Here is a 16,359-nt window from a genome sequence, read left to right as displayed (position 1 = left end):
GTGGCTGGGAACAAACACAAGGGAGACACCCATGACGGTTTCTATCGACGGCCAGCGGCTCTGGTCGAGCTTGATGGCCATGGCCGAGATCGGCCCCACCGCGAATGGCGGCAGCTGTCGCCTGGCGCTCTCCGAGGAGGATGCCGCCGGGCGGCGCCTGCTGATCGAGTGGTGCAAGGCGATTGGCTGCACCTTGCGCGTCGACCGGGTCGGTAATCTCTTTATCCGGCGCCTGGGGAAGCGTGATGACCTTGATCCGGTTGCCACCGGGAGTCACCTGGATACCCAGCCCAAGGGCGGGCGCTTCGACGGCATCCTCGGGGTGCTGGCGGGGCTCGAGGTATTTCGCACCCTCGACGATCACGGCATCATCACCGAGCGGCCGCTGGAGCTGGTGGTGTGGACCAACGAAGAGGGCAGCCGCTTTGCCCCGGCCATGGTGGCCTCCGGTACCTACGCCGGGGCGTTCAGCGTCGAGTCGACCCTGGCACGCCGCGACCGTGATGGCATAACCCTGGGCGAGGCGCTCGCGGCCACTGGTTTCGCCGGCGAGATGGAAGTGGGCGAGCCGCGTCTGGTGGGCTTCCTCGAGCTGCATATCGAGCAGGGACCGGTGCTGGAGGAGAACCGTGAAGCGGTCGGTGTGGTGACCGGCGTGCAGGGCATGCGCTGGTTCGATGTCACCCTGCGCGGGCAGTCCTCACATGCCGGCCCCACCCCGATGCGCTACCGCCGCGATGCCCTGGCCGCCGCAGCGCGCTTGATCGATCGCCTGCAGGGCCATGCCCTGGCGGACACCAGCGGCGACACCAAGGTCACCGTAGGCTGCCTTGATATCGACAGCCCCTCCCGCAATGTCGTCCCCGGCGAGGTGCGCCTCACCCTCGACCTGCGCCATGTGGAAGAGAGTGAGCTGGATGCCCTGGAAACTCACTTCGAGCGTGAGTTGGCCGCTGCCGGCGAGACCTTCGACATCGAAACCCGAAGCGAGCGGGTCTGGGCCTCACCTGTCGTCGAGTTCGATGTCGGTTGCATCGACGCCGTGGAGCGGGCCGCCCGGGCCCAGGGCGTGCCTTACCGCCGCATGATGAGCGGCGCCGGTCACGACGCGGTCTATGTCTCCCGGGTGGCCCCCACGGCGATGATCTTTATTCCCTGCCGCGACGGTATCAGCCATAACGAGGCGGAGTACGCCAGCCCGGAGCACTGCGCCCTGGGCGCCCAGGTGCTTTTTGATGCCGTGCTGGAGCGGGCCAACACCCTGGAGGCGAGCCGATGAGTGCCACCCCGACAGCGATTCCAACCACCAAGGCCGACTGGCAGGCCCTGGCCGAGGAGCTAACCCAGGGCCAGGCCCTTGAGACCCGTGCCTATATCGACGACGCCTTCGTCGCCGCCGCGAGCGGCGACACCTTCGAGTCGCGCAACCCGGCGACGAACGAGATCCTGGCCCAGGTGGCAAGCTGCGACGCCGCCGATGCCGAGCTGGCCGTGACCTCGGCCCGGGCGGCCTTCGCCGAAGGCGAGTGGTCGCGCCTGGCACCGGGCAAGCGCAAGAAGGTGCTGCTGCGCCTGGCCGACCTGATGGAGGCTAACAAGCACGAGCTGGCGCTGCTCGATACCCTGGACATGGGCAAGCCGGTTTCGAGCTCGCTGGGCGACATGGCCGGTGCCATCGCCTGTATCCGCTACCAGGCCGAGTGCATCGACAAGCTATACGGCGAGGTGGCGCCCACCGGCGAGGATGCCCTGGCGCTGGTGCTGCGCGAGCCCATCGGCGTGGTGGCGGCCATCGTGCCGTGGAACTTCCCGCTGATGATGACCGCCTGGAAGATCGCCCCGGCGCTGGCCGCCGGCAACAGCGTGATCCTCAAGCCCTCGGAGAAGTCGCCGCTCTCGGCGCTGCGCTTGGCCCAACTGGCCAAGGAAGCGGGGATACCGCGTGGGGTGTTCCAGGTGCTGCCCGGCTTCGGCCATACCGTGGGCAAGGCGCTGGCGCTATCCATGGAAGTCGACTGCCTGGCCTTCACCGGCTCCACGGCGGTGGGTAAGCAGCTGATGCAGTACGCCGGCCAGTCCAACCTCAAGCGGGTCTACCTGGAGTGCGGCGGCAAGAGCCCCAACATCGTCTTCGCCGACTGCAAGGAGCTGGACAAGGTGGCGAGCCACGCTGCCGCAGCCATCTTCCACAACCAGGGCGAGGTGTGTATCGCCGGCGCCAGGCTGCTGGTCGAGAACGCGATCCGAGAAGAGTTCGTCGAGAAGGTTCTCGCGGCGGCGGAGACCATGCAGCCCGGCGACCCGCTCGACCCCGAGAGCTTCATGGGCGCCATGGTCGATGAGACCCAGCACCGGCGCGTCCTCGACTACATTCGCCAGGGTGTGGAAGAGGGCGCACGGCTGCGCACCGGTGGCCAGGCCATCGACGGCCCGGGCTACTTCATTCCACCCACGGTCTTCGATGGCGTGACGCCACAGATGACCATCGGCCGCGAGGAGATCTTCGGCCCGGTGCTGGCGGTGTTCGGCTTCGACAGCGAGGAGGAGGCGGTGGCCATGGCCAACGACACGCCCTACGGGCTCGCCGCGGGGCTGTGGAGCCAGGACATCGACCGCATCATGCGCGTGACCGGGCGGCTGCAGTCGGGCCAGGTGTTCGTCAACAACTGGGCCGGGGGCGACCAGACCATGCCCTTTGGCGGCGTGAAGCAGTCGGGTAACGGGCGGGACAAGTCGCATCACAGCCTGGAGGAGTACTCCAGCCTCAAGAGCGTGTGGATGGCGCTCGAGACCTGAGTTCTCTCCCTGCGATGCATCGACGCGGGAATCAACGTCTGGCCGGCTCCTTCTCGTCTACGGAGCCGGCCTTTCTCGTGTCAGCCGTTCATTACGCCTGCTGGCGCGAGACCAATGCCACGTGATCGAGGAATAGCCGGAACAGCTGCGACTGGCTGGAGACCTCGAGGCGCTGATAGATGTGCTTGCGGTGCACCTTGACAGTACCGTCGCTGATGTCGAGCTCTCGGGCTGCCGATTTCGTCGAGTGGCCAGCCAGCAGCAGACGCACGATCTCCTGCTCACGCATCGTCAGTACCCCGGCCCCGAAACTGGCCAGGGCCGCTTCCACCGGTTCCTGCTCCGCCAGGCGTTGCTGGAACTGGCTTCCCTGCCATTTCCAGTATTCGACCAGCAGCGCTTCCATCATGGGTGAGAGGTGACGCAAGGCTTGCAGGGCGCGACGGGTCAGCGGTGGCGACTTGACTCCGAACCCCAGCGACACGGCAATGACCACATCCTCTTCGACCCGGCAAAAGATGCCGACTTCATCTACCAGGCCCAGGGCGCGGTAGTAGTGAGCGTAGTAATCGCTGGCCTCGAACCGGTCCGGCGCCAGTTCGCGCAGGCGGTGGGCACCCTGATCCAGGCCATCGCTCACGGCAGTGAAGAATGGGTCGAGCAGGTAGGCCTTGCTCAGGTAGCGCTCGATGCCCTGTTCGCGTCGATGCAGGGGGTAGTCGTCATGAATCAACAGTGGCCGGCGGCGGCCGCGATAGGCGTTGATCAAGACGGTTTCGTGGCCCACGAGCTCCCGCAAGCATTGATCGAGCCTGGCCGGAAAGTCGGACGCTGCCGCCGTGCGCATCAGGCGTGCCAGTTGCTGGTGCCAGACAAGGCTTTTGGAATGGGCAAGGAAATCGAGCATGGAGTCGTAGGCTAAGTGGCGCGGAAGACTCACGATACCATGGCCCCGCGTTGACGACCGCACGCTGGCCGTGACCCGACCGAAGCCGATGAGGGACAGGGGCTTCTAGCAGGAAATCCGTGGGCAAACAGTGACAAGCTTGACCGTTTTGGGGAGACTTTCGCCCCGGCCCCATTCGCGCTGCAGCAGGAGAAAGCCCCTTGACCGATCTGACCACACTGCTGGACTCCCTTCCCGTCGGCTATGCCATGGCGCTCTCGGCGCTGCTGGCATTCCTGCTCGCCTTCGGTCTGGCCGGCCTGTTCGCTGCCCGGCGTCAGCGCGGCGATGCGCAACGGCACGCCGCCGCCCTGGCCGAGCTGCGCGAGCGGCTTGCCGAGCGCGAGCAACGCCTCGATGAATCGCAGCGCATGCTGGGTGAGGTGCAGATAAGCGAGGCGCGGCTGGCTACCACGCTGGAGCAGAAGCAGCAGCACTTCGCCGAGCAGCTCACGCTGCTGCGCGACAGCCGCGACCAGCTCAAGCAGGAGTTCGAGAATCTTGCCAACGAGATACTCGAACGCAAGGGCAAGGCCTTTTCGGAGCTGTCCCAGAAGCATATCAGCGGCTTGCTGCAGCCCATCCAGAGCGAGATGAAGGGCTTTCGCGAGAAAGTGGAATCCATCCACCGCTTCGACACCGAGCAGCGCGCCAGCCTGCGCACCGAACTCAAGCATCTGCAGGGCCTCAACCGCGAGATTACCGACCAGGCCGATCGCCTGACCCGGGCGCTTCAGGGGCAGAAGAAGGTCCAGGGCAACTGGGGTGAGCTGATGCTCGAGAACGTGCTGGAGGGCTCCGGCCTGCGCGCCGGCAAGGACTATCAGCGCGAGGTCAGCTTCGCTACCGAAGAGGGGTGGCGGCGGCCCGATGCCATCGTCTACCTGCCCCAGGGCAAGCATCTGGTCATCGATGCCAAGACGTCGCTATCCGCCTATGTGCGGTACGTGAACGCAGACGAGGAAGTGGCGAGGGGGCAGGCGCTGGCCGAACATGCCCGGGCAGTGGGCGATCGTATCGCCGAGCTGGCCGACAAGCACTACTACGACCTGCCGGGGCTCAACTCGCCGGAAGTGGTGGTGATGTTCATTCCGGTGGAGTCCGCCTATGTGGAAGCGCTGAAGTTCGACGAGTCGCTCTTCCAGCGGGCCATCGAGAACAACGTCCTGGTGGCGACGCCCACCACGCTGCTCACCAGCCTGAATATCGTGCGCCAGCTGTGGCGCTTCGAGGATCAGAGCCGTCACAGCGCCGAGCTGGCCAGCCGTGCCGAGAAGTTCTACAACAAGCTGCGTCTCTTCCTGGAGAGCATGGAGGACGTGGGCAGGAAGCTGGACGGGGCCCGTGACAGCTATGACAGAGCCATGGGCCAGCTGGTCAATGGCCGTGCCAACCTGATCAAGCAGACCGCCGAGTTCCAGGAGCTGGGGGTGGCGGTGAAGAAGGAGCTGCCCGCCGAACTCGTCGAGCGAGCCCGCCTCGAACTCACCCCCGGCTGGAACGACGAGCCGGGGGACGGGGAGGATGACCTGACGCGCAGCGCCCCGGGGTCACTGAAATAAGCCGGCCTTCCGGCGGCACCCGCTTGGCTATGGGTATTGCCTGAGCTCGGCGAGCAGGCTTTCGGCTTCTTCGGTCAGGGAGGCATTGGCGCGCATGTCGCCGTTGCGGGCTGCCTCCATCGCCTGCTGCAGCTTGTGCTCATACGCTTTCTGCAGCTTCTTCTTCGGGTCAGGCTTCAACCATCCGAACATGGTGTCTCTCCGTTAGGGCCTTGAGGAGCACGAGCCGGCACTCCCTCGTGCTCAGAAATTTTCCCATTCGGGCTGGAGTCGCTGTCCAACGATACCCTTGGGCGAGCGGCTCCGGGTGGGTTGTGGGTCATCGAGTGTAAGCCAATCACTGTAGGTAGTCCCCATGGAGGAGGATGGCCGGTTTGCGGCGGCGCTGCCTTGGGGCAGGTGGAAGGCCGACATGGCGTTGATCAACTGCTGGGCATGCTGGCTCAGGTTGGCGGCGGACGACGCGCTCTGGTTTACCAGGATGGCATTTTGCTGGGTCACCTGGTCCATTTCGTAGACCGCCTTGCCGGCTTCCTGTACGCCGGTGCGCTGTTCGGCGCTGGCCTGGCTGATCTCCTGCATGATCTGGCTGACCCGGCCGATCGCTTCGATGATCTCCTCCGTTGCCTGGCTGGCATCGGCGGCACGAGCGTTGCCATGCTTGACACGCTCCACGTTGCTGGTGATCAGCTCATTGATCTCGCGGGCGGCATTGGCGCTGTTCTGGGCTAGCTTGCGCACCTCGGCGGCGACCACGGCGAAGCCGCGACCGTGCTCGCCGGCCCGGGCGGCTTCTACCGAGGCATTGAGGGCCAGGATGTTGGTCTGGAAGGCGATGTTGTCGATGGTGGAGATGATGCTGGCGATCTCGCTGGAGCTGCGGTCGAGGTCGTTCATGGTCTCCGCGACCTGCTGCACGGCGGCGCCACCGCGCCTGGCCGTGACGGACGCGCCCTCTGCCTCGTGGCTCGCCTGCTCGGCATTGGCGGAGTTCTGGGACACGGTGCCGTTGAGCTCCTCCATGGCGGAGGCGGTCTGGGTCAGGGCGCTGGCCTGCTGCTGCGTGCGTGATGCAAGGTCGTTGTTACCTTCGGCGATCTGCTCGCTGTTGGTGGCCACGGCGTCCGCTGCGGCACGTACCTGGGCGACGATGCCCTGGAGCTGTCGTGCCATGTTCATCTGGGAGGCCATGATGCTGCGGTCGTCGTTCTGCCGCAGTCGCCCGGAGGTCGTCAGCTCGCCGCGGCCGATTGCCTCGGCGAAAGCTTTCACTTCGTGGGGCTCGGCGCCCAGCTCCCTGAGCAGCTGGCGGGAGAGCAGGTAGGCGATGATGCCGCCGATGAGCAGCGCGGCCAGGCAGAGCCCCAGCATCAGTATTTGGAAGCCCTCTGCCGTGTCACGGGCCACGGCGGTATCGGCGGCGCTGTTGCTTTCCTGGTAGTCGATGAAGCCGTTGATCTCGTCAAGCCAGGCGAAGAAGGCGGGACCGGCCGCGGCGAGCAACTGCTGGCGGGCCGCCAGCAGATTTCCGTCCTGGCGTTGCGCCATGACGTCGGCGGTGAGCGCCTGGGTGGCGGCAGCCTGACTTTCGATGGCGTCCAGCAGAGTGCGCTCCCTGGCGGTAACGCTGTCCGGCGCGGCGCTCATGACGTCGCTGAGCCCCCCGGTGGCGCGCTCGTAGTTTTCCGCCAGCACCCGGTAGTCGGCCTGCAGGGCGGCCAGGTCAGCGTCGCTGGTGACCAGGGTCATGTCGCGCAGCAGGATGGCGCGGTCATGAACGCTGCCTCGCCAGTCGATGGCGTGGCGCAGCTTGGCACCATTGATGTCGTTGATGGTGGTGAGGCCACGGTCGATGCGGTTTACCTGGCTGATGCCGATGAGGGTCAGGGCCACGATCAACACCAATACGGCGGAGAAGCCACTGGCCAGTCGGGATCGGATGCCAAGCCGGGAGAAACGTGCCATCAGGGAGCTCATTGTCTTTCCTTCTTTTTTATGAGGCGCTCTGCGGCGCCCGGGCCAGCGGCGCTCGAGTAGCGCCCTGCGTAGGAAGGCAGTCTATTCTCTGTACGGTAATTGTACAACTGCATATCTTGTGTACAGGTATTGTCGGGCAGGCACAGTTACACACCGCCTGGTGGCGGTGGCCTGGCAATCAGCGCGTAAGACGCGGAAGGCGGGTCAGAATGTTCGAGCGGGAGTGCAGCAGCTCACCAGGCGACAGGGTTCCTTGCCAGGGTTGCGAAAGCGGTGGGGTACGTTGGTATCGAAATAGTAGGCTTCGCCCTCACCGAGGGTGCGGGATTCGGCACCGATGGTGATCTCGATCTCGCCTTCCAGCACAACGCCGGCTTCTTCGCCCTGGTGGGCGATCATCTCGCGACCGGTGTCGGCGCCGGGGGGGTAGGTCTCGATCATGAACGCCAGCGCCCGGCTGTCGCGGTTGGCGCCGACCAGCTTGTAGATGACCTCGCCGGTGCCCACGTCGGCGAGCTCGGCGGCGGAGTAGAAGACCTGGTCGCGGCTCTCCAGGTCCATGGTGAAGAAGTCGCCGACACTGATGGGAATGGCGTCGAGGATCTTCTTGAGGGAGCTGACCGAGGGGCTGACCTTGCCCTGTTCGATCAACGACAGGCTGGAGTGGGTGACCCCGCAGCGCTTGGCCAGCTCGCGCTGTGAAATGCAGCGCAGAGTACGCAGGGCGCGCAGCCGTGCACCGACGTCATCCGACATGCTGATCTCCTTGTGGGCTCGGGCAGCGGGGCATGCGCGCCGTCGGCACGACATGCCCCGATGGGCTCAGCACAGCGCGTCCAGTTTTTCCTTCAGCAGTTGGTTGACCTGCTGAGGGTTGGCGGTGCCCCGGGAGGCCTTCATTACCTGGCCGACGAAGTAGCCGATCATCTTGCCGCGCTTGTCCGGCTCGGCATCGCGGTACTGGGCCACCTGGCCTGGGCTTTCGGCAATCACCTGGTCGATCATCGCTTCGATGGCACCGCTGTCGGTGACCTGCTTGAGACCCTGAGCCTCGATGATGTCGTCGGCGCGAGCGCCCTGGCCGTTCCACAGGGCCTGGAAGACCTGCTTGGCGGCCTTGCCATTGATGGTGTCGTCCATCACCCGGGCGATCAGCTCGCCGAGCTGACGGGCCGAGACGGGGCTGTCGACGATCGGCAGTCCCTCCCGGTTGAGTGCCCCGGAGAGCTCGCCCTGCACCCAGTTGGCGGCCTGCTTGGCATCGCCGCAGACGTTCTTGGCTTCCTCGAAGTAGTCGGCCATCTCCCGCGTGGCGGAGAGCACGCTGGCATCGTAGGCGGAAAGCCCCAGTTCCTGCTCGAAGCGGGCGCGCTTCTCGGCGGGCAGCTCCGGCAGGTTGCTGCGCAGGTGATCGACATAGGCTTGGTCAAGCACCACGGGAAGCAGGTCGGGGCAGGGAAAGTAGCGGTAGTCGTTGGCCTCCTCCTTGGTGCGCATGCTGCGGGTCTCGTCGCGGTCGGGGTCGAACAGGCGAGTCTCCTGCACCACCTTGCCGCCATCCTCGATCAGCTCCACCTGACGCTCCACCTCGAAGGCGATGGCGCGCTCGACGAAGCGGAAGGAGTTGACGTTCTTGATCTCGGCGCGGGTGCCGTAGGCTTCCTGGCCCAGGGGACGCACCGAGACGTTGACGTCGCAGCGCATCGACCCCTCGGCCATGTTGCCGTCGGAAATCCCCAGATAGGTGACGATCGAATGGATCGCCTTGAGATAGGCGGCGGCCTCCTTCGCCGAGCGCAGGTCCGGTTCGGAGACGATCTCCAGCAGCGGGGTGCCGGCCCGGTTGAGGTCGACCCCGGTCATGCCGTGGAAGTCCTCATGCAGCGACTTGCCGGCATCCTCCTCCAGGTGGGCATGGTGGACGCGGATGCGCTTGGTGCTGCCGTCATCCAGGGTGATCTCCACTTCGCCGGCACCGACGATGGGGTGATACATCTGGCTGGTCTGATAGCCCTTGGGCAGGTCGGGGTAGAAGTAGTTCTTGCGGTCGAACACCGAGACCTCGGGGATCTCGGCGTGGATCGCCAGGCCGAACTGAACGGCCATGGCCACCGCGGACTCGTTGAGTACCGGCAGCACGCCGGGCAGGCCCAGGTCCACGGCGCACGCCTGGGTATTGGGCTCGGCGCCGAAGGCCGTGGACGCACCGGAAAAGATCTTCGAGCGAGTGGCGAGCTGGACGTGGACCTCCAGGCCGATCACGGTTTCCCATTGCATCAGGCGTTCTCCTCGGCAAAGGCGGGATGACGACGGTGCCAGTCGGTGGCCTGCTGGAACTGGTGGGCGACATTGAGCAGCCGCGCCTCGGTGAAGTGGCTACCGAGGATCTGCAGGCCCACCGGGCGGCCTCCCGCAAAGCCGGCCGGCACGCTGATGCCGGGGATGCCAGCCAGGTTGACGGCGATGGTGTAGATATCCTGCAGATACATCGATACGGGGTCCTTGTTGGCCCCCAGGTCGAAGGCCGGGGTGGGCGAAGCTGGCCCCATCAGCACGTCGACCTCCTCGAAGGCATCGAGGAAATCCTGGCGGATCAGCCGCCGCACCTGCTGGGCCTTCTTGTAGTACGCATCGAAGAAGCCCTCGGAGAGGGTATGGGTGCCTATCAGGATGCGCCGCTTGACCTCGTCGCCGAAGCCCTCGGCGCGGCTGCGCTTGTAGAGGTCGATCAGGTCGACTGGGTTGTCGCAGCGATGGCCGAAGCGCACCCCGTCGAAGCGTGACAGGTTCGAGGAGGCCTCGGCAGGAGCGATGACGTAGTAGGCAGGGATGGCATAGTGGGTGTGCGGCAGGCTGACTTCGCGCACGCTGGCCCCCAGCGACTCGAAGACAGCGATCGCCTCGTGGGTCGCCTTCGCCACGGCCGGATCGAGACCATCGCCGAAATACTCGCTGGGCAGGCCGATCTTGAGGCCGTTCAACGGCGCGGCGAGCTCCTCGGAATAATTGGGTACGCCGCGGGCAACGCAGGTGGAGTCGCGCAGGTCGTGCCCGGCGATGGCGCCCAGCAGCAGCGCGCAGTCCTCGGCGGAGCGCGCCATGGGGCCCGCCTGGTCGAGGCTCGAGGCATAGGCGATCATGCCGTAGCGCGATACCCGTCCATAGGTTGGCTTGAGACCGGTGATACCGCAGAAGGCGGCCGGCTGACGGATCGAACCACCGGTGTCGGTACCCATGGCCGCGGGCACCAGCCCGGCGGCAACCGCAGCGGCGGAGCCCCCCGAGGAGCCGCCGGGAACCGCCGTGAGGTCCCAGGGGTTGTGCACCGGGCCGTAGTAGCTGTTCTCGTTGGAGGAGCCCATGGCGAACTCGTCCATGTTGGTCTTGCCCAGGCTCACTGTGCCAGCGGCCCTGAGCTTCTCGACCACCGTGGCGTCGTAGGGCGAGACGAAGCTGTCGAGCATCTTCGAGCCGCAGCTGGTCTTCACGCCGCGAGTGCAGAAGATATCCTTCAGGGCAAGCGGCAGGCCGGTGAGCGGCCCGGCATTGCCCTTGGCCCGCACGGCATCAGCCTCATCGGCGGCGGCCAGGGCCTGGTCGAAGGTGACGGTGATGAAACTGTTCAGTTCGCCGTCGAGGCGGTCGATGCGGCCCAGCAGGTGCTGGGTCAGCTCGCGACTGGAGAACTCGCCGGCGTCGAGCGCTCGGGCGAGTTCGACAAGCGTCTTGTCATGCATGCGGCATGGCTCCATGAAGGCGTGCCGTTAATGTGGACAGGGCGTGTGCAATCATTCGACGACCCGAGGCACCAGATAAAGGCCGCTCTCGACGGCGGGGGCGCAGCGCTGGAATTCGTCACGCTGATCGCTCTCGGTGACTTCGTCGGCGCGCAGGCGCTGGGTGGCATCCAGCGGGTGGGCAAGCGGGGCAACGCCGTCGGTGTCGAGGGCCTGGAGCATGTCGACCATTTCAAGAATACGACCAAGATCATCGACATAGCCGGCGGCTTCATCGTCGTTCAGGCCAAGGCGGGCCAGGTGGGCGGCCCGCTGCACGTCTGCGTGTTCAAGCGCCATGGGCTGGGTGTCCTCGCACGGATTGGGGGTGTTGAATAGCGGGAAAAGGTACCACATCCGAGGTGCTGCGGGCACTCTTCTCTCGGCGATGGGCGTGGCATGTCGCTTGCTGCGCGGGGGCCGCGATGATACCGTTTGCATCCGCACAAGGGTCCCCGGTCTGCACTAGGTAACGACGTCCATGTTCAAACGCTTGAGGGGGCTGTTCTCCAGCGATCTGTCGATCGATCTGGGTACGGCCAATACACTGATATACGTCCGTGGTCGCGGCATCGTGCTTGATGAGCCGTCGGTGGTGGCCATACGCCAGTCCGGCAACATGCGCAGCGTGGCTGCCGTCGGCGCCGATGCCAAGCGTATGCTGGGTCGTACGCCGGGTAACATTACCGCCATACGGCCGATGAAGGACGGGGTGATCGCCGATTTCACCGTCACCGAGCAGATGCTTCAGCACTTCATCCGCAAGGTCCATCAGAGCACCTTTCTCACGCCGAGTCCGCGCGTGCTGGTCTGCGTGCCCTGCATGTCGACCCAGGTGGAGCGACGCGCCATCAAGGAGTCGGCCGAGGGTGCCGGTGCCCGCGAGGTCTTCCTGATCGAGGAGCCCATGGCGGCTGCCATCGGAGCCGGCCTGCCGGTGGACGACGCCCAGGGCTCCATGGTGGTCGATATCGGTGGTGGTACCACCGAAATCGCCATCATCTCGCTGAACGGCGTGGTCTACTCCGAGTCCATCCGCGTTGGTGGCGACCGCTTCGACGAGGCTATCACTGCCTATGTTCGCCGCCACTATGGCAGCCTGATCGGCGAGGCCACTGCCGAGCGCATCAAGGAAGAGATTGGCTGCGCCTACCCCGGCGGCGAGCTGCGCGAGATCGACGTGCGTGGGCGCAACCTGGCCGAGGGCATTCCACGCAGCTTTACGCTCAATTCCCACGAGATTCTCGATGCCCTGCAGGAGACGCTGGCTTCCATCGTCGCTGCGGTCAAGAGTGCGCTGGAGCAGTCGCCGCCGGAACTGGCTTCCGATATCGCCGAGCGCGGCCTGGTGCTGACCGGCGGTGGTGCCTTGCTGCGTGACCTGGACAAGCTGATTGCCGAGGAAACGGGGCTGCCGGTCATCGTCGCCGAGGATCCGCTGACCTGCGTGGCTCGCGGTGGTGGCAAGGCACTGGAGATGATCGACCGCCATACCTTCGAGCTGCTGTCCAGCGATTAGGCCTTGCCCGACCGTGCCTGCGCGGTCGGGCGGCTTCGTCGCGCGGCGGTGACAGGAGCGCCTGTCCATGAGCTCCTTGCCGTTTGTCGTGGTCCGAGGCGTACCATGCTGCCTGCACTCGACCGCTCGGTGACGGCCTCAGCCCTTCCCTGATAGCGGCAAGGCGTATAGGAGACTTGGGGGAGATTCGCCATTAAGCCGCTGTTTTCTCACGGATCGGTGCCAGGCTATCGCATGTTCTTGTGTGCGATGGCCGCTTCCGCCCTGATGTTCGCCGATCATCGCTTCACGCGAATGGAAGAGGTCCGCGCCCAGCTTTCTACTGTGGTTGCACCGATCCAGTGGCTTGTTGCAGTGCCCAGCGATGTCCTGGCCTGGGGCTCACTGGCACTCTCCGACCAGCGTGCCTTGGTGGAAGAGAATCAGCGACTGCGGGAACAGATACTGCATCTCTCACATCGGGTACAGCACATGTCCAGCCTGACGGCCGAGAACGTGCGCCTGCGGGAGCTTCTGGGTGCGGCGGCGCGCAAGGAGTCCCCCTACATCACCGCTGAACTGCTCTCGCTCGACCCCGACCCCTTCAACCATCAGATGGTGATCGACCGTGGCCGGCGCAATGGCGTCTATGTGGGGCAGCCGGTGCTGGATGCCTCGGGCCTGGTGGGGCAGGTGACGGCCGTTTCCGCCTATTCCAGCCGGGTGCTGATGGTGGCTGATGCGAGCCATGCGCTGCCGGTGCAAGTCAATCGCAACGGGCTGCGTTTCATCCTGCAGGGCAGCGGTCAATACGATCAACTGCGGGTACTACATGTGCCGGATACCGCCGATATTCGCGAGGGAGACCTGCTGGTGACGTCGGGCCTTGCTGGACGTTTCCCGGCCGGCTACCCGGTGGCGCGGGTCACCGAGGTCGTGCACGATCCAGGCCAGCCATTCGCCCGGGTCAACGCAGTGCCCGTCGCCCTGTTGCAGCGCTCGCGCCACTTCCTGCTGCTGTTTCCGCCCGACCCGGTGGCGGTGCCGGATGACGAGTCCTGGGATATCGACCCGGATCGTCTTCCTGGTGAGCTGGCGCCTGGAGCCGAGGTGCCCGCCGAACAAGCCCCGGGTGCGGACGCGCTGCACGGGGAGGAGACAGACTGATGGCGAGTTCTCCGCGCACCGCACTGCCCTGGGTATGGTTGACGCTGCTGCTGGCCCTCTGCCTTCAGGTGATGCCCCTGGCCGAAGGGTGGCAGATATGGCGCCCCGACTGGCTGGGGCTGATGCTCATCTACTGGTGCATGTCGGCTCCCGACCGGGTTGGGGTGCTCCATGGTTTCGTGCTGGGCATTCTGTTGGACCTGATCGAGGGCGCGCCGCTGGGGCTGAATGCCCTGACACTATCGCTGCTGGCCTTTCTTTCCGCGTTGATCTATCCGCGGTTTCGAACTTACTCCCTTTTTCAGCAGTCGCTGCTGATCCTTGTGCTGCTGGGGCTGGTGCAGCTCGTCGAGCAGTGGTTGCGGACCCTGTTCGGTCCCTTTTCGATGCATCTTGCCTTTCTGTTGCCTTCACTGATCGGTGCCGTCCTCTGGCCCTGGCTGACGACCATGTTCCAGTCCATCGAGCGGCGCCTGGCGGGCAACGCCTGATCGGAGCCTATCTGCATGAGCGAATTGTCCACCACTGCGGTCCTGTGCCTGGCGTCGGCGTCGCCGCGTCGCCGAGAGCTGCTGGCCTCGATAGGGGTCGAGGTCGAGGTCCATCCGGTAGACATCGATGAGACGCCCAACGGAGCCGAAGCCGCTGGCGACTACGTGACCCGCCTGGCGCGCAGTAAGGCGAGCGCCGGTGCTGGGCTCTCCTCCCTGCCCGTGCTGGGATCGGACACGGCGGTGGTCTGCGATGGCGTGATCCTGGGCAAGCCCGACGATCACTATCACCGGCTGCCATGCTGCGTACGCTGTCGGGACGTGCCCATCAGGTGTTGACTGCCGTCGCGGTATCCGGTCCGGCCGGTATGCTGGAAGCCTGCGTCACGACACGGGTGATCATGCGCGACATAGCCGAGCACGAGATAACCGCTTACTGGGCCACCGGTGAGCCTGCCGACAAGGCCGGTGGCTATGCGATACAGGGGTTGGCCGCGATCTTCGTCGAGCGCATCGAGGGCAGCTACTCCGCGGTAGTCGGGCTGCCGCTGTACGAGACGGCGACGCTGCTGTCGCGTCAGGGCGTACCGCTGTGGAATCGTCCTGGTCGATAACGCCCCTGTCTGCCGTCTGCACTATGTCATAATGCTCCGAAGACTGACTGGACAAGGATTTCCGCATGAGCGGCGAAGTACTGATCAACCTGACGCCGATGGAAACCAGGGTAGCCGTGGTGGAAAACGGGGTGCTGCAGGAGGCGCTCATCGAGCGTACGCGCCGGCGAGGCATCGTCGGCAACATCTACAAGGGGCGCGTGGTAAGGGTGCTGCCCGGCATGCAGGCGGCATTCGTCGACATCGGGCTGGACCGAGCCGCCTTCATCCATGTCCATGAGGTAATGCCGCCGGGCCCCTCCTGCGAGGAGCAGGTCGCCATCGGACAGCTGCTCAGCGAAGGGCAGTCGCTGATCGTCCAGGTCACCAAGGATCCCATCGGTTCCAAGGGTGCCCGGCTGACGACTCACTTGTCGGTGCCATCACGTTATCTGGTCTATATGCCGGAGTCCCCGCATCACGGTGTCTCCCAGCGCATCGAGGACGAGCGCGAGCGCGAGCGCTTGCGCGAATTGCTCGAACGCTGTCAGCTTGAACAGGATATCGAGGTCACCGGCGGCTTCATCGTTCGCACCGCAGCCGAGAACGTGGGGCAGGATGAGCTCTTCGCCGACATGCATTTCCTGCTGCGACTGTGGCGCAAGGTCAGCGAGCGCAAGGCCACAGCAGAGTGTCCGAGCGTCATTTACGACGACCTTCCGCTGTTCATTCGCACCCTTCGCGACCTGATGCGTGACGATATCGAGAAGGTGCGTATCGACTCGCGGGAGAACTACGTCAAGCTGATCGAATTTGCCGAAGAGTTCATGCCCGACTCCTCGGCACGGATCGAGTACTACCCCGGCGAGCGCCCCATCTTCGACCTCTACAGCGTCGAGGATGAGATTCTCAAGGCACTTGGGCGCAAGGTACAGCTGAAATCCGGTGGCTACCTGGTGATCGACCCCACCGAGGCGATGACGACCATCGACGTCAATACCGGTGGCTATGTGGGCCATCGCAATCTCGAAGAGACTATCTTCAAGACCAACCTCGAGGCGGCCAACGCCATCGCCCGGCAACTGCGTCTGCGGAACCTGGGCGGTATCATCATCATCGACTTCATCGACATGGAGGAGACGGAGCACCAGCGCCAGGTGTTGCGCGTACTGGAGAAGGCGCTGGAGCGAGACCATGCCAAGACCAAGTGCACCGGCGTGACCGAGCTGGGCCTGGTTCAGCTCACACGCAAACGCACGCGGGAAAGCCTGGAGCAAACGCTGTGCGAAGCCTGTCCAACCTGTGGAGGGCGCGGCACGCTGAAGACCCCCGAGACGGTCTGCTACGAGATCTTCCGCGAGATACTGCGCGAGGAACGCGCCTACAGCGCGGAGACCTACATGGTGCTGGCCTCTCAGTCGGTGGTGGATCGTCTGCTCGACGAGGAGTCCGCGGCGGTGGCCGACCTGGAAACCTTCATCGGCAAGACCATCCGCTTTCAGGTGGAGACCCACTACTCCCAGGAGCAGTACGACATCGTGCTGATGTGACGC

14 protein-coding genes and 1 pseudogene are annotated in these 16,359 nt (G+C 65.0%); 8 read left to right on the top strand and 7 right to left on the bottom strand.

Annotated elements, in window-relative coordinates; genetic code table 11:
* Positions 1-31: 31 nt before the first annotated feature.
* On the top strand, positions 32-1,279 hold the full coding sequence (locus tag DU505_RS04470; protein WP_114477786.1) for a Zn-dependent hydrolase: 1,248 nt from the start codon (positions 32-34) through the stop codon (positions 1,277-1,279).
* Complete coding sequence (locus tag DU505_RS04465) at positions 1,276-2,796, top strand: aldehyde dehydrogenase (RefSeq protein ID WP_114477785.1); 1,521 nt, start codon at positions 1,276-1,278, stop codon at positions 2,794-2,796. Before DU505_RS04470 ends, DU505_RS04465 begins: the two co-directional genes overlap by 4 nt.
* Before the next feature lie 91 nt (positions 2,797-2,887).
* On the opposite strand, the gene DU505_RS04460 is transcribed toward DU505_RS04465, so the two are convergent.
* On the bottom strand, positions 2,888-3,703 hold the full coding sequence (locus tag DU505_RS04460) for a LuxR C-terminal-related transcriptional regulator (protein WP_114477784.1): 816 nt from the start codon (positions 3,701-3,703) through the stop codon (positions 2,888-2,890).
* Positions 3,704-3,903: 200 nt separating this feature from the next.
* Here DU505_RS04460 and DU505_RS04455 point away from each other — a divergent pair, with 200 nt between their 5' ends.
* The gene (locus tag DU505_RS04455; RefSeq protein WP_114477783.1) at positions 3,904-5,304 is read left to right on the top strand and encodes a DNA recombination protein RmuC; all 1,401 of its coding nucleotides are present in this window, start codon (positions 3,904-3,906) and stop codon (positions 5,302-5,304) included.
* A gap of 27 nt (positions 5,305-5,331) precedes the next feature.
* Here the strand turns inward: DU505_RS04455 and DU505_RS04450 are convergent, their stop codons facing one another.
* The 6 genes from DU505_RS04450 to gatC form a co-directional block, all read right to left on the bottom strand.
* The gene (locus tag DU505_RS04450) at positions 5,332-5,496 is read right to left on the bottom strand and encodes a DUF6435 family protein (protein WP_114477782.1); all 165 of its coding nucleotides are present in this window, start codon (positions 5,494-5,496) and stop codon (positions 5,332-5,334) included.
* A gap of 51 nt (positions 5,497-5,547) precedes the next feature.
* Entirely contained in the window at positions 5,548-7,281 is a 1,734-nt protein-coding gene (locus DU505_RS04445) for a methyl-accepting chemotaxis protein (protein WP_114477781.1), read from the bottom strand.
* Positions 7,282-7,485: 204 nt separating this feature from the next.
* Positions 7,486-8,037 carry a cupin domain-containing protein gene (locus DU505_RS04440; protein WP_114477780.1) on the bottom strand — a complete coding sequence of 184 codons (552 nt, stop codon included), beginning with the start codon at positions 8,035-8,037 and terminating at the stop codon, positions 7,486-7,488.
* A gap of 66 nt (positions 8,038-8,103) precedes the next feature.
* Positions 8,104-9,558, bottom strand: a complete 1,455-nt coding sequence (gatB, locus tag DU505_RS04435) for an Asp-tRNA(Asn)/Glu-tRNA(Gln) amidotransferase subunit GatB (RefSeq protein ID WP_114477779.1) — start codon at positions 9,556-9,558, stop codon at positions 8,104-8,106.
* The gene (gene gatA / locus DU505_RS04430) at positions 9,558-11,018 is read right to left on the bottom strand and encodes an Asp-tRNA(Asn)/Glu-tRNA(Gln) amidotransferase subunit GatA (RefSeq protein ID WP_114477778.1); all 1,461 of its coding nucleotides are present in this window, start codon (positions 11,016-11,018) and stop codon (positions 9,558-9,560) included. The genes gatB and gatA overlap by 1 nt, the downstream gene beginning before the upstream one ends.
* A 51-nt stretch (positions 11,019-11,069) precedes the next feature.
* On the bottom strand, positions 11,070-11,357 hold the full coding sequence (gene gatC, locus DU505_RS04425; RefSeq protein ID WP_114477960.1) for an Asp-tRNA(Asn)/Glu-tRNA(Gln) amidotransferase subunit GatC: 288 nt from the start codon (positions 11,355-11,357) through the stop codon (positions 11,070-11,072).
* A gap of 181 nt (positions 11,358-11,538) precedes the next feature.
* On the opposite strand from gatC, the gene DU505_RS04420 reads away from it, so the two are divergent.
* The 5 genes and pseudogenes from DU505_RS04420 to rng all read left to right on the top strand — a co-directional run bounded on the left by DU505_RS04420 (position 11,539) and on the right by rng (position 16,356).
* On the top strand, positions 11,539-12,576 hold the full coding sequence (locus tag DU505_RS04420; protein WP_043514225.1) for a rod shape-determining protein: 1,038 nt from the start codon (positions 11,539-11,541) through the stop codon (positions 12,574-12,576).
* A 234-nt stretch (positions 12,577-12,810) separates the two neighbouring features.
* A complete protein-coding gene (mreC, locus tag DU505_RS04415) occupies positions 12,811-13,722 on the top strand; it encodes a rod shape-determining protein MreC (RefSeq protein WP_114477777.1) in 912 nt (303 codons plus the stop codon).
* Positions 13,722-14,213, top strand: coding sequence for a rod shape-determining protein MreD (mreD, locus tag DU505_RS04410; protein WP_114477776.1), 492 nt, complete (start codon positions 13,722-13,724; stop codon positions 14,211-14,213). Before mreC ends, mreD begins: the two co-directional genes overlap by 1 nt.
* Positions 14,214-14,228: 15 nt before the next feature.
* Positions 14,229-14,827: pseudogene (locus DU505_RS04405) on the top strand (Maf family protein).
* A 65-nt stretch (positions 14,828-14,892) separates the two neighbouring features.
* A complete protein-coding gene (gene rng / locus DU505_RS04400) occupies positions 14,893-16,356 on the top strand; it encodes a ribonuclease G (protein WP_114477775.1) in 1,464 nt (487 codons plus the stop codon).
* Positions 16,357-16,359: the final 3 nt, after the last annotated feature.

The organism is Billgrantia montanilacus, from assembly GCF_003336675.1.
Classification (GTDB): Bacteria; Pseudomonadota; Gammaproteobacteria; order Pseudomonadales; family Halomonadaceae; genus Halomonas; species Halomonas montanilacus.
The sequence above is the reverse complement of the archived record's forward strand: the minus strand, read 5'-3'. Positions and strand labels throughout refer to the sequence as shown.

Bases quoted from the DNA above. Each gene is read 5' to 3' on its own strand.
- DU505_RS04460 (WP_114477784.1), bottom strand. From the start codon at position 3,703: ATGCTCGATTTCCTTGCCCATTCCAAAAGCCTTGTCTGGCACCAGCAA.
- DU505_RS04440 (WP_114477780.1), bottom strand. From the start codon at position 8,037: ATGTCGGATGACGTCGGTGCACGGCTGCGCGCCCTGCGTACTCTGCGC.
- DU505_RS04420 (WP_043514225.1), top strand. From the start codon at position 11,539: ATGTTCAAACGCTTGAGGGGGCTGTTCTCCAGCGATCTGTCGATCGAT.
- rng (WP_114477775.1), top strand. From the start codon at position 14,893: ATGAGCGGCGAAGTACTGATCAACCTGACGCCGATGGAAACCAGGGTA.
- mreD (WP_114477776.1), top strand. From the start codon at position 13,722: ATGGCGAGTTCTCCGCGCACCGCACTGCCCTGGGTATGGTTGACGCTG.
- DU505_RS04465 (WP_114477785.1), top strand. From the start codon at position 1,276: ATGAGTGCCACCCCGACAGCGATTCCAACCACCAAGGCCGACTGGCAG.
- DU505_RS04445 (WP_114477781.1), bottom strand. From the start codon at position 7,281: ATGAGCTCCCTGATGGCACGTTTCTCCCGGCTTGGCATCCGATCCCGA.
- gatA (WP_114477778.1), bottom strand. From the start codon at position 11,018: ATGCATGACAAGACGCTTGTCGAACTCGCCCGAGCGCTCGACGCCGGC.
- DU505_RS04450 (WP_114477782.1), bottom strand. From the start codon at position 5,496: ATGTTCGGATGGTTGAAGCCTGACCCGAAGAAGAAGCTGCAGAAAGCG.
- DU505_RS04470 (WP_114477786.1), top strand. From the start codon at position 32: ATGACGGTTTCTATCGACGGCCAGCGGCTCTGGTCGAGCTTGATGGCC.
- mreC (WP_114477777.1), top strand. From the start codon at position 12,811: ATGTTCTTGTGTGCGATGGCCGCTTCCGCCCTGATGTTCGCCGATCAT.
- gatB (WP_114477779.1), bottom strand. From the start codon at position 9,558: ATGCAATGGGAAACCGTGATCGGCCTGGAGGTCCACGTCCAGCTCGCC.
- gatC (WP_114477960.1), bottom strand. From the start codon at position 11,357: ATGGCGCTTGAACACGCAGACGTGCAGCGGGCCGCCCACCTGGCCCGC.